Annotated in this window: 12 protein-coding genes; 9 read left to right on the top strand and 3 right to left on the bottom strand. The window is 28.4% G+C overall.

Going from position 1 to position 14,302, the window contains the following annotated elements; translation table 11 throughout:
• Positions 1 to 78: 78 nt before the first annotated feature.
• Positions 79 to 390: a cell division protein FtsL gene (gene ftsL, locus M9408_RS02255; RefSeq protein ID WP_250257045.1), complete on the bottom strand. Its 312-nt coding sequence runs from the start codon at positions 388 to 390 to the stop codon at positions 79 to 81.
• A 5-nt stretch (positions 391 to 395) separates the two neighbouring features.
• Entirely contained in the window at positions 396 to 1,352 is a 957-nt protein-coding gene (gene rsmH / locus M9408_RS02250; RefSeq protein WP_250257478.1) for a 16S rRNA (cytosine(1402)-N(4))-methyltransferase RsmH, read from the bottom strand.
• A gap of 454 nt (positions 1,353 to 1,806) precedes the next feature.
• On the opposite strand from rsmH, the gene leuA reads away from it, so the two are divergent.
• From leuA to M9408_RS02205, 9 genes are all read left to right on the top strand, one after another.
• Positions 1,807 to 3,360 (top strand): 2-isopropylmalate synthase, encoded by a 1,554-nt coding sequence (gene leuA / locus M9408_RS02245; RefSeq protein ID WP_250257044.1) that lies wholly within the window; start codon positions 1,807 to 1,809, stop codon positions 3,358 to 3,360.
• Positions 3,361 to 3,383: 23 nt separating this feature from the next.
• Positions 3,384 to 4,478: a 3-isopropylmalate dehydrogenase gene (gene leuB / locus M9408_RS02240; protein ID WP_250257043.1), complete on the top strand. Its 1,095-nt coding sequence runs from the start codon at positions 3,384 to 3,386 to the stop codon at positions 4,476 to 4,478.
• 7 nt (positions 4,479 to 4,485) lie between these two features.
• The gene (gene leuC / locus M9408_RS02235; protein ID WP_250257042.1) at positions 4,486 to 5,886 is read left to right on the top strand and encodes a 3-isopropylmalate dehydratase large subunit; all 1,401 of its coding nucleotides are present in this window, start codon (positions 4,486 to 4,488) and stop codon (positions 5,884 to 5,886) included.
• Between the two features lie 17 nt (positions 5,887 to 5,903).
• Entirely contained in the window at positions 5,904 to 6,515 is a 612-nt protein-coding gene (gene leuD, locus M9408_RS02230; protein WP_250257041.1) for a 3-isopropylmalate dehydratase small subunit, read from the top strand.
• A gap of 540 nt (positions 6,516 to 7,055) precedes the next feature.
• Entirely contained in the window at positions 7,056 to 9,425 is a 2,370-nt protein-coding gene (lptD, locus tag M9408_RS02225; RefSeq protein WP_250257040.1) for an LPS assembly protein LptD, read from the top strand.
• Between the two features lie 56 nt (positions 9,426 to 9,481).
• Positions 9,482 to 10,765, top strand: a complete 1,284-nt coding sequence (locus tag M9408_RS02220) for a SurA N-terminal domain-containing protein (protein WP_250257039.1) — start codon at positions 9,482 to 9,484, stop codon at positions 10,763 to 10,765.
• 1 nt (position 10,766) lies between these two features.
• Entirely contained in the window at positions 10,767 to 11,786 is a 1,020-nt protein-coding gene (gene pdxA / locus M9408_RS02215; RefSeq protein ID WP_250257038.1) for a 4-hydroxythreonine-4-phosphate dehydrogenase PdxA, read from the top strand.
• A complete protein-coding gene (rsmA, locus tag M9408_RS02210; protein ID WP_250257037.1) occupies positions 11,767 to 12,570 on the top strand; it encodes a 16S rRNA (adenine(1518)-N(6)/adenine(1519)-N(6))-dimethyltransferase RsmA in 804 nt (267 codons plus the stop codon). The genes pdxA and rsmA overlap by 20 nt, the downstream gene beginning before the upstream one ends.
• Positions 12,571 to 12,772: 202 nt before the next feature.
• Entirely contained in the window at positions 12,773 to 13,600 is an 828-nt protein-coding gene (locus tag M9408_RS02205; protein WP_250257036.1) for a symmetrical bis(5'-nucleosyl)-tetraphosphatase, read from the top strand.
• A gap of 181 nt (positions 13,601 to 13,781) precedes the next feature.
• Here M9408_RS02205 and M9408_RS02200 read toward each other — a convergent pair whose 3' ends face one another.
• Entirely contained in the window at positions 13,782 to 14,282 is a 501-nt protein-coding gene (locus M9408_RS02200) for a dihydrofolate reductase (protein WP_250257035.1), read from the bottom strand.
• Between the last annotated feature and the right edge of the window lie 20 nt (positions 14,283 to 14,302).

Below are 14,302 nucleotides of genomic sequence, written 5' to 3'. Positions count from 1 at the left end.
ACATATCAAGTCATCATATGAGGACATATGACGTTGAATAAGTAATTTTATATATATATTAATATACATTTTATTAGGTCAGTGGAATATATTATTTTGTGTTGGATCTACATAATGCATTTGTAATTTATTTATAGCAATGCCTTCAATACGACTATGATCAGATAATATTTTTTCTTCAAGAATCAAATTTCTCCATTCAGTATCTAAAGCATCTTTTTCCAACAAAAGTTTCTCACGATCCATAATCATGGATCTAGTATGATAAGTTACTAAAATCACTAGCATTGCTGACGTTAATACCAACAACAATAAAAGTAATTGTTGTTTACCATGAAAAAATAGATCATCATAAATAATACTAATAAGATTATATTGTTTTTTTTTCATCGCACTTAAATAAATAATTTTTCAGCACAACGTAATATCGCGCTGCGAGCACATGTATTTCTTTTAATTTCTTGTTTTGAGGGCATTAATTTTCCCATATCTTTTAGTTTATGTTTACTCTTATATTTATTGAATATTTGATAATCTGTTAATGGAATTTTGGGAGGCATGGATATGATACAACTATGATCACGAATAAAATTTTTTACTAAACGATCTTCTAAAGAATTAAAACTAATTACTACTAATCTTCCTAGTGGAGATAGCATCGCCAATGAATCCTCCAATACCTGTATTATTTCTTCTAATTCATTATTAATATACATTCTAATTGCTAAAAAACTTTTAGTTGCAGGATGCTTATGCATACTACGATATGGAACAATATCGCAAATTAATTTAGATAAAATAATGGAACGTACAATAGGTTTATACCGTCTTGTAGATACAATAACTTTAGCAATAATTTTAGCGAATCTTTCTTCTCCGAAAGTTTTCAATACCCAAATAATATTTTCTAATGAAGCTTTTGATAACCATTCAGCAGCAGATTGTCCACTACTAATATCCATACGCATATCCAAAGGACCGTCTCTCATAAACGAAAATCCTCTGCTATCATCATTCAATTGAAATGCACTCACCCCTAGGTCTAATAGAATGCCATTTACTGATCCAATAAGTCCCATATTGTTAATATGTTTGTTTATTTTGGAAAATGTACTGTGTATTATCGTAAATCTACTATCTCGGTCGGCTATTATTTTTCCAATTTTTATAGATGTCCAATCTCTATCAATCGCTAATAAACGGCCTTGTTTAGTTAATTTAGATAAAATTAACTTAGAGTGTCCTCCTAAACCAAATGTTCCATCAATGTACACTCCTGTTGAGTTAATATTCAATGCTTGTATCGCTTCTTCTAACAAGACACTTTTATGGTCGTAGTTGGTATGAAATATATGCATAACAATCAAAATATAAATAAGTCATATATGTATACTTAATTTTTTTTATAAATATAAAATATCTGATCATAATAAAATTATTAAATACACGCCATTCTATGCTGCATTATATTTAGTGTCTATAAAAATGTTTAATAATTGTAATATATTCTTATACCTTATGTTTAAGGTACTAAAATGTTCTTATTATTATTTTAAATAATGCGTAGAGCACATCATCATTATAAATAATAATAATACGAAAATTAATTCTAAACACTATAATATTACTATTATAATATTCTGTTTCCATAGTATTAGTAGTTGACAAGTAATATTCAATAGATTTAAAATAAGTTTAATGTAATAAATTATTATTTGAATGTGATATTGTTAGTTATCGTTTATACATGATTATAAAACATCATGCATATATTTGTTTTTAACATTCATGGGACATGGATAATCTATGAGTCAACAAATCATTATTTTTGATACAACTTTACGAGACGGTGAACAATCTTTACAAGCGAGCTTGAATGTAAAGGAAAAGTTACAAATCGCTTTTGCTTTAGAACGATTAGGAGTAGATATTATGGAAGTCGGATTCCCAATATCTTCTCCGGGAGATTTTGAGTCAGTACGCACAATAGCTAAACAAATAAAAAATAGTTTAGTATGTGCCTTGGCTAGATGTGTTGATAAAGATATCGACATTGCGGCAGAAGCATTAAAAGTTGCTAAAAACTTTCGTATTCATATATTTTTACCTACCTCAACCGTACATATTCAATCTAAATTGAATAAAAACTTTAATCAAATTATAGAAATGACCATTCATGCAATACATTACGCAAGAAAATATACTGATGATATAGAATTTTCTTGCGAAGATGCTGGACGCACTACTATAGACAATTTGTGTCGTATTGTTGAAATTGCCATTCAATCCGGAGCAAGTACAATTAATATTCCTGATACAGTAGGTTATACAATTCCAAATCAATTTGGCCAAATTATTGCTTCTCTATATAATCGTGTTCCTATCATTGATAAAGCTATTATTTCAGTGCATTGTCATAATGATTTAGGTATGGCAGTAGGTAATGCCATTTCAGCCATACAAGCAGGCGCTAGGCAAATTGAAGGTACTATAAATGGTATTGGTGAACGAGCAGGAAATACTGCACTAGAAGAGGTAATTATGGCCATTAAGGTACGAGAGGATTTATTGAATGTGCATACTAATATTCATTGTCAAGAAATTTATAGGACTAGTCAAGTAATTAGTCAATTATGCAATATGCCTATTCCGGCCAATAAAGCAATAGTTGGATCAAATGCTTTTTCTCATTCTTCAGGTATTCATCAGGATGGTGTATTAAAAAATAGAAAAAATTATGAAATTATGACTCCAGAAAGTATTGGTTTAAAAGATATTAAATTAAATCTTACATCTCGATCTGGGAGAGCGGCTGTAAAATATCATATGCAGGCAATGGGTTATCAAGAAAGTGATTATGATATGGATAAGTTATATGATGTTTTTTTAGAACTTGCAGATAAAAAGGGACAGGTGTTTGATTATGATCTAGAAGCTTTAGCATTTATTAATAATCAACAAGAACAATCAGAATTCTTCAGATTAAAGTGCTTTAATGTACATTCTAGTTCTTCTGGAATCGCTACCGCTTTAGTAAAATTGTATTGCGGAGAAAAAATATGTGCTTATTCAGCAACTGGAAATGGACCGATAGATGCGATTTATGAAGCATTAACACATATTACAAAATTGTCTATAAATTTAGAGAAATATCAACTTAATGCAAAAGGGAATGGTCGCAATGCATTAGGGCAAGTAGATATTGTTGTGTCATATGAAGGTCGTAATTTTCATGGAGTCGGATTAGATACAGATGTAATAGAATCTTCAGTTAAAGCTATGATCCATGTTTTAAATAACATTTGGCGTGCAAAACAAGTAATAATTCAACGAAAATACTTACAAAAGGACAATCACTAATAATTTGAAAAACCTAAATATTTATGAACATTAATTATCGAATTGCAATGTTACCAGGGGATGGTATTGGACCAGAAATTACAAAACAAGTGTATAAGGTTTTAAATGTAATAAGGAAAAAATTCCAAATCAACATTATTACTACAGAACATAAGGTAGGGGGGGATGCGATTGATAGTGAAGGCGCTCCTTTACCTAATAGCACTTTAAAATATTGTGAACAATCAGATGCAATACTGCTTGGAGCGGTAGGAGGACCACAATGGGATCATTTAAAAGGCTCAGATAGACCGGAGCAAGGTGCTTTATTAGCTTTACGCAAGCATTTTAATTTATTTGCTAATTTAAGACCTATATATCTTTCTAACACATTAAAAGAGTTATCTCCTTTAAATGTAAAAATAATTCCAAATGGAATTGATATTATATGTGTACGTGAATTAATTGGAGGTATTTATTTTGGAAGGCCACAAGGACGTTTAGGGGCAGGTTCGCATGAATATGCTTTTGATACTGCTATTTATCATCGATTTGAAATAGAACGCATTGCTAACATTGCCTTTAAATTAGCCCAAATAAGACGAAAGCATGTATCTTCTATAGATAAAGCAAATGTACTTTATACTTCTATGCTATGGAGAGAAGTGGTATCACAGGTTGCAAAAAATTATCCAGATGTTGAATTAGAACATTTGTACGTCGATAATGCTAGTATGCAATTAATCAACAATCCATCTAAGTTTGATATTATTTTATGTTCAAATTTATTTGGTGATATTTTATCTGATGAGTGCGCTATGATAAGCGGATCGATTGGTACGCTACCTTCTGCTAGTATTAATGAGTACGACTTTGGTTTATATGAACCCGCTGGAGGATCTGCTCCAGACATTGCAGGTAAGAATATTGCTAACCCTATTGCACATATTCTTTCTACCGCATTATTATTTAGATATAGTTTAAAATTAAATCATGTTGCAATTTCAATCGAAAAAGCAGTGTCTGAAGCACTAACGTTGGGGTATCGAACGTTTGATATAGCGTCAGAATGCGGAAAAAGTATCGGTACTAATGAAATGGGCGATATCATAGCTTCTTTAATTCACAATAAAGGATAAAAATAATATGGGAAAATCCTTATACCAAAAATTATATGATATGCATATCGTATATGAAAATAAAGATGACGTTCCAATATTATATATTGATCGACATTTATTGCATGAAGTTACATCTCCACAAGCTTTTGAAGCACTACGTTTAAAAAAACGTATGGTTAGACAACCAAATAAAACATTTGCTACTATGGATCATAACGTTCCTACTACAACAAAAAATATCAATGTTTCTGGAAACATGGCTAAAAAGCAATTAGATAGATTGACGAAAAACTGCAAAGATTTTGGGATTAAATTATTTGATTTAAATCATCCTTATCAAGGAATCGTTCATGTATTTGCTCCAGAACAAGGTATTACATTACCTGGTATGACTATTGTATGTGGAGATTCTCATACTGCTACTCACGGAGCTTTTGGTGCTTTAGCATTTGGAATAGGAACTTCAGAGATAGAACATGTATTAGCGACACAAACTTTAAAACAAATTCGATACAAATCTATGCAAGTAAACTTATTAGGTGTTATTGCTCCTCAGATTACAGCTAAAGATATAATTCTAGCAATTATTGGAAAAGTTGGACATGGGGGAGGATCTGGTTATGTAGTAGAATTTTGTGGATCTGTTATCAGTTGTTTAAGTATGGAAGAACGTATGACTCTTTGCAATATGGCCATCGAAATGGGCGCAACTTCTGCTTTAATAGCGCCAGATAAAATTACTTATGACTATTTAAAAAATCGTAAATTCTCGCCAATCGGAAAAAACTGGGAACAAGCATTATTACATTGGAAAACATTATATTCCGATCATGATGCCCATTTTGATAAAACATTCAATTTTGATGTATCTAATGTTAAACCGCAAATAACTTGGGGAACTAATCCTAGCCAAGTAATCTCTATTGATCAACCGATTCCATCTTTAGAATCTTTTATAGACCCTATAGAACGTAATTCTGCTGAACGAGCTTTAACTTATATGAAACTCCAACCGAATACGTATTTAACAGATATTTCTATTGATAAAGTATTTATAGGATCATGCACTAATTCACGCATTGAAGATTTGCGTGCAGCAGCGCAAATCATTAAGGGACAGCATATTTCTAACAGTACACAAGCAATAGTAGTGCCTGGATCTAAATTAGTAAAAAAACAGGCGGAAGAGGAGGGGTTGGATAAGATCTTTATACAAGCAGGATTTGAGTGGCGATTACCTGGTTGTTCTATGTGTTTAGCTATGAATAATGATAGACTTAATATAGGTGAACGTTGTGCTTCCACTAGTAATCGTAATTTTGAAGGTCGTCAAGGCCGTGGAAGCCGCACTCATTTAGTAAGCCCGGCAATGGCTGCAGCTGCAGCCATTGCCGGGCATTTTGTAGATATCCGAAAAAATAAATGATGTAAAAGGATGTATATATGTCTCAATTTATTCAACACACCGGTGTAGTTTTACCGCTTGACATTTCTGATGTCGACACTGACAACATAATCCCAAAACAATTTTTACAGGCTATTACTCGTGTAAACTTTGGGTTATACTTATTCTTTAATTGGCGCTTTCTTGAAAATACACCTAAAATTTTGAACACAAGCTTTGTGCTAAATAAACCATGTTATAAAAATGCTAGCATTTTATTAACTCAAAGAAATTTTGGGTGCGGATCATCTCGTGAACATGCAGTATGGGCGCTTATAGATTATGGGTTTAGAGTTATCATAGCACCAAGTTTTGCGGATATCTTTTACAAAAATAGCTTTAACAACCGTTTGTTACTCATAACTTTACCAGAGCTACAAGTAAACGATTTATTTAAAGAAATTTCAACACAAAAAAAAGGTATGTCCTTGACTGTAAATTTATATGAACAAATTATTTATACATATGATAATAAAAAAAAATATTTATTTAAAATAAATGATTTTTATAGAAATTGTATGCTTAACGATATAGATGATATCAATTTAACTTTACAATATGATGCTGTTATTAAGAAATATGAAGACAACCAGCCAATATATTTAAAATAAATACCCCAACAGATATGTTGTATAATATATATATATTTATATAAATTAAAATAGAAATAAATGTTAAAAATTATCTAAAAATTTATAATCCTCGATTATTATAATTTATTTAATTTTTAATATTGTCTAATTAACAATTAATTTATCTGAACATATAGATATGATAGATCTATTATTGAAAACAAACACGATTAAAAACGTTTATTTAATATAAATAATCGAAAAATTTAAAAAATAAAACTACCAAAATTTTTTCGTGTTATTCTAATAGACACGCATTAGGATCTTCTTGCTATATGGAAAAAGACAACATATTTTTGTAAAATATAAAACATAAAAACAATATTGAGATATGTACATAAACATTATGGTCTTAAATTCAAGAATTATTATATATAGTACATAATGATTGCTAAAATTATAATAAAATATCTCAATAACATTGTTTAATTAATACAAAGTGTGTAGCTAATAATAGCTCTAAGTAATACATAAAAATTATTTTTTGACTCAATCAAAAATTTAGTTTTTTGATAAAAAATGCATCAAAATAGTTTAATCGATAAAATTAAGTTTTTTTTTAAAAACATTTTTGTTAATTTAATTGTTTTTATATTCTATACTCAATTTTATTTTTTAGCTCATGCGTCTGATTGTATAAAAATTCCTATGATCAGCGATTTTTCTTATGTTGATCAGTCTATCTATGTTCAATCTGATGAATTAGATATCTATTATCCTAAAAAAATTCTCTTTTCTGGACATGTTAATATTAAACAAGATAATCATATTTTAATGTCTGATAAATTAGTAATATCACGTAATGAAAAAAATGAGTTATTATATAATACATTATATGCTTATGGTCATGTAAAATATTATAGCGATTATATTGAGTTAACAGGAACTCATGCTTGGATGAATTGTTACAATAAAGATATAGATATTCATAAAGGTACATATTATTTGTTGGAACCACATATTTATGGCGTAGCAAATTCTATTATGCAACGAGGAAAAAATCGTTATACTATCGTTAAACAGGGCAAATGTACTTCTTGCATTTTAAATGATAGTTATTGGAATATAACAGGATCAGAAATGATATATGATCATCATAAACGCAACATAGATATTTGGAATGCATGTCTTAAAATAAAAAAAATACCAATATTTTACACCCCTTATTTATCATTATCTTTGCGACAAAATAATATTTTAAGACACTATATACCTAGTATTAGATACAATAATAAACAAGGATTAGGATTTAAAATACCTTGTCCTATTAATTTCTCAAAACATTATTCAGGAAGTATCGTTCCATGTTACACATCCAACTTAGGAGCAAAATTAGAAACAGAAATACGTTATTTAGTTAAACCAGGAACTGGATTATTAATTTTAGACATCGTAGGAAATGATAAAATACGTCATGAAAAATTTGATAATGATTATCGTAATAGTAATTGGCAACTATATTGGAAACACAATGGCATCATGAATAAAAAATGGCATTTTTATTCTAATTATCTCTTGACTACAGGTTTTAATAATTACAGTAACAATACTAATGTACCAGCATATATACACCCTAATAACGATTATATAAATCAAAAAATTTTATGTAATTATAGCGATAAAAATTGGAATACTAGTTTCACTTACTTTGGTGTTGAAAATGCTAAAATAACAATGATCCAAGATCATTATAATTATAGAGCAGCTCCTCGAATAGAATTAAATACTTATTATAGTAATATCAAAGGTAAACCATTTAATTTAAAATTATTCAGTCAATTAACTCAATTTATACCCGAAAATTATAATTTACCCAAAACAATCAGAATACATATAGAACCAACTTTAACCTTACCAATACATAACTGTTGGAGCAGATTTAATACTGAAGCAAAATTGAGAATTACGAATTATCGGCAAAAAAATATTAATTATTATAACAAAATACTGTATATGAATTATCCTTTACAAAATACAGTCAATCGCCTTATCCCTCAGTTTAAAATCAATGGAAAAATAATTCTTAAAAAAAAAACATACGTTTCTAAAAAATATAGAAGTTTCTTAGAACCAAAATTTCAATATTTATATATACCGTATCGTTTTCAAGAAAACATCGGTATATATGATACCAATATGATTCATATAGATCATAAAAATTTATTTCATGATTCTATTTGCAGTGGATTGGATCGTATTTTACCTGCTAATCAAATTGCTGGAGATATAACAATACGATGTTTTAAGAAAAAAAACGAATTTTTTTACGCGTCTATAGGCCAAATCTTGAATTTGGCACAATTTAATACTAAATATCCAAAAACAACTAAATATAGATTTCATGTTCCTAATATCAAGTTATTTTCGGGAGCAAGTCGTTGGAATATTAATAATTATTGGAATACAAGCACTGAAATACAATATGATATGCAGCACCATACTTTATCTTTTGGAACCATAATATTAGAGTATATAGGAAAAGACAACCAAGTGCTACAAACACATTATCGATATATCAATGAACAACATCTTGAAAAAATATTACCAAAAATTAACGAATCAACCTACTATAAAACAATTTCTCAATTAGGTATCCTTACTTGTTATCCATTATTTAATAATTGGAGAATAAGTTGTTCGCATTACCATAATATAAAAACTAATCAATTTATTGATCAAACAATAGGGATACAATATCACACTCCATGTTGGGGGGTGAATATATCTTATGAACGAAAAATTATTGATTGGATCAATCTATCAAATCGTCATACATATGATAATAAAATACGATTAGATATTAAAATATATAATTCTGTATCAGATTTTCAACAACATCTGCATAAGATGTTAAATATCGGTATTTTACCATATCAATATATCTCTTAATCTTATGTATTCCGGAAAAATTGGAAATTTATACTTACAATATTATTAAATTATTTATGAAATTTTGGAAAACATTAATTTTAATATTTACAATAAACACAAGTATTGTCTTTGGAGAAATAAAAACAACAGACAAAATTGTAGCATTAGTAAATCATCATGCTATATTGGATAGTGATGTTAGAAATAGTATGTATACGATTCGAAAGAATATTTCTAATCTTGATAACAATTCATCACAGTACGTTGTATATTATCAACAAATACTAGATCAATTAATTTCAAATAAACTCATTTTTCAGGTTGCTACTCAACAAGATATTATAAATAATTATACTCAACTCAATCAGGTAATTTATCGTATTGCAAATCTATATGATATGACACTAGATCAGTTTCGTGCATACTTATATAATATTGGTTTAAACTATGAAAAATATTGTACACAACAATATCAAGATATGCTTAAAATTAATATATGTGATCGTATTATTTATCATCGTGCCAATATATCCACTAATGAAATTAATAAAGTTATTAATAAATCAGAAATAATCGATTTTAATAAGCAATTTAAGTTAAGACATATCATATTTTCATTGCCAATACAACCAACGCAAGACCAAATAAACAAAATAGAATGTTTTGTAAGATTGTTAATTAAAAAAAAAGAATTTAATAAAAATAATAGTATTAAAAAATTAATACGTCTTTATTCTGATAAAGATATTTTGCAAATAATTAAAGTACAAGAAACAGAATGGGTTTCGTGGAAGGATATACCAATTATTTTTGATCAATATTTACAAAAAATAGAAAAGGGCGATCTTATTGGTCCCATTTTATCACATGATGGAATACATATTGCAGAAGTACAAGATATACGTTATAAACAACTGATATTACCTGTTACTAAAATTAAAGCAAAAATATTTGGTGTAAAAGATTCATGTAAAAATGCAAATATAGTAAAACAACTATTACAGATTAAAGAACTTGTTGAAAAAAACAATACCACGTTCGATATAATTGCTAAAGAAAAATTAAAAAATGTGTGCTTTGATAATTATGAAGAAAATATAATATATAAAGATTTAGATGATTTTGAGCCATCCATACGAAGAGCTTTAATTACTTTAAAAAATAATGAAATTAGCATGCCAATACATATTTATGATGGATGGTATTTAATTCAGTTAATAGATTTTTCTGTATTAGATTACACTGCAATAACACATGAGCGCGCTTATTTATATTTGTTAAGTAAAAACTTTAATGAAATTATAAAATATTGGATTCAAGAATTACGATCTGCATCGTACATTAAAATTCTTAATTAAAATGATTAAAACAAATAAAAAATTACAACGAATTATTATTACCACAGGAGAACCCGCTGGGATCGGTCCTGATGTAATAATCATGAGCGCACAAAAAAAATGGCCCGTAGAATTAGTTGTATGCGCAGATCCTTATTTGCTATTAGATAGAGCAAGTCAAATAAATTTGCCTTTAAAATTACGTTCTTATCATGCTAACAAAACAGCATCTCCTTGTGTACCTGGAGAATTATCTATATTAAAAGTGTTACTTCCAAAAAAATCTGTGCCTGGCAGATTAAATATTAATAATAATGATTACGTCATTAATACTTTAAAAAGAGCATCGCAAGGATGTTTAAATAAAGAATTTTCAGCATTAGTTACTGGTCCTGTACATAAAGCTATTCTGAATAAAGGAAATATAGCATTTCGTGGACATACTGAATTTTTATCTCACATAAATAAATGCAAGAAAACTGTCATGATGTTAAGCAATAGTAAACTACGTATTGCATTGGCCACTACTCATATACCTATCTTGTCTGTTCCAAAAGTAATTACTCAAAAATCTCTTTGTGATACTATTTCTATTCTCGCTAAGGGATTAACCCAATATTTTGGCATTCTATGTCCTAAGATTTATGTATGTGGTTTAAATCCTCATGCTGGGGAATCTGGATATATAGGACAAGAAGAAATTGAAACTATTATACCTGCTCTAAATATTTTAAAAAAACACACTAATTATGAAATAATAGGACCGTTATCAGCTGACACAATATTTCAATCAAAATATATACAACATGCAGACGTAATATTAGTTATGTATCATGATCAGGGATTGCCTGTGCTGAAGTATTCTGGATTTGGTCAATCAGTAAACATTACTTTTGGATTGCCTTTTATTAGAACTTCTGTGGATCACGGAACTGCTCTTGAGCTATCTGGTACAGGATTAGCATTACCCAATAGTATGATTATGGCTATCACAGTTGCAATCAATATGGCAAATAAACTTCATGAAAAAAATATACTATAAAAATCATTGTATACAAAAAAAATGGGGTCAAATCTTTCTTAATGATCAAAATATTATTAATGCTATCGTTAAATCTATCAATCCTAAAAAATATCAAAAAATAGTAGAAATTGGACCTGGATTAGGCGCATTAACCAAACAAATTTTGGATACTATAGATATTGATTTTTTGATATTAATAGAACGCGATTCCAATTTAGTTAATCGATTAATTCAAATGTTTAATAAAAAAATTAAAATTTTTAGTCAAAATGTAATGATAACAAACTTTTTCGATTTATCTAACCAATTCGGACAAAAACTACGATTAATAGGAAATTTACCTTATAATATAGCTACAGAATTAATCATATATTTATTTAAGTATCTTAATGTAATTGATGATATGCATTTTATGTTTCAAAAAGAAGTAGGAAGACGAATTTGCGCAGATCCCAATAACAAAGAATACGGAAGATTAAGTATAGTAACACAGTATCATTATAAAACCATTCCATTATTTAAAATACCGGCAACTTCTTTTATTCCTATTCCAAAAGTAGAATCTTTAATGATACGCTTCATTCCGCACACGAATACTCCTTATCCTGTAATCGACGTAAAAACCCTATCTTTACTTACTGAACTAGCATTTAGACAACGACGTAAAACTCTGCGTAACAGCTTATCTACATTTTTTAATCAAACAGAAATAATACAACAAGGAATTAATCCAACATTACGAGCAGAAAACATTACTATTAACCAATATTGCACATTGGCAGCTATACTAAACAATAAATAAACTTGATTTAAAATCATATCACTTAAATAGCTAAAACACAATCATGCATGATTGTGTTTTAGCTATTTAAGTGATATGATTTTATCTGTTTCAATTGTATTCAGTTATTGATATCTTTTGAAAGATATCAATAACTGAATAGTTTGCATAAAATATTCATTTTATAATTAATGGCTTCTTTAATAAAAAATTTATAATCAAAATGTCTACTTATTTTATTGGAGATGTACATGGATGTTATAAGAACTTAAGAACTATGCTGGATCGAATACGTTTTGATCCTAATGTTGATACTTTACATTTAACTGGAGATTTAATAGCAAGGGGACCTAGTTCATTAGAAGTGTTACGTCTAGTCTACAATTTTCATTCAAGCGCTCACCTAGTATTAGGTAATCATGAGTTACATTTGTTAAAAACATATTTTGGAATGGATCATAAAAATCATAAAGATTACTTTAATGAGATATTAAATGCTCCAGACTTAGAAGAATTAATGTATTGGCTACGTCATCAACCTTTACTATACATAGATGAAGATAAAAAAATAATAATGACACATGCAGGAATTAATCCTAATTGGAATATTTGCGCTGCTAAAAAGTATGCTCAAGAAATAGAAGAAATTCTGGTTAGCGACTGTCCTTATTTGATTTTCAAAAATATATATAAAGATGTATCTACTGATTCACATCAGATTCAAATAAATAAAAAAAAGTTGGAACAGGTACAAGAATACATTAATGTATTTACCCGAATGCGTTATGTTTATTTAAACGGACAATTAGATTTTAAATATAAAGGAGCGCCTAAGAATGCCCCAAAAAATATTTATCCATGGTTTTCTTTAAAAAAAATGATCGATCCCACATATAACATAATTTTCGGCCATTGGGCAGCATTAAAAAATATACAGGTTCCTTCTGGGATTTATGGTTTAGATTCCGGTTGTTGTTGGGGCGGTGCACTTACCTTATTGCGATGGGAAAATAAAGAAATTATATCTATACCTTGTACTCCACCTGCTTAACGCTTAAAAATAAAATTAAAATTCTGAAAGTTTTATATAGATATTTCGTATAAACTAAAAATAAATTAAAAAATTATATTCAATTCATCACTCTTTTTAAAAAATAGTTTATTGATCTCAAATATATAATTGAGTCTATCAATACAAAATGCTTTTATAATTTTAACTATAATTGGTTTCATTAAAGACGTTCTAAAATTTTAAAATTTAAGTAACAAAAAATATCATCATTTACTTTATAAAAACTATTAAAAACAGATTTCCATTCTTTTATATCATAATCAGGAAACCAAGAATCACCATCAATATCGATAATACTGTTAATATATGTTAAATACAAACGTTGCGCATAAGGCAAAAAAACATTATATATTGTACCTCCCCCAATTATCATAACCTCTTCGTATATATCCTTTATTAAGGATAAAGCATAGTCTGGGCTGTCTATCACAAAAAAAACATCATTACGATTATTTATTGCATTACGACTTAAAACAATATTCAATCTATTTAGCAGTGGTTTTTTGCCTATTGATTCAAATGTTTTACGTCCCATAATAACTGGCTTATACAAAGTATGATGCTTGAACCACTTAATATCTATAGGAAAATACCAAGGAATAACATTTCTTTTTCCAATTACATGATTGGTGGTCAATGCAGCAATTAAGCTAATAATCATATATAAGAGATTTTAATGCT

Origin of the sequence: Candidatus Blochmannia vicinus, from assembly GCF_023586525.1 — a bacterium.
GTDB lineage: Bacteria > Pseudomonadota > Gammaproteobacteria > Enterobacterales > Enterobacteriaceae > Blochmanniella > Blochmanniella vicinus.
The sequence above is the reverse complement of the archived record's forward strand: the minus strand, read 5'-3'. Positions and strand labels throughout refer to the sequence as shown.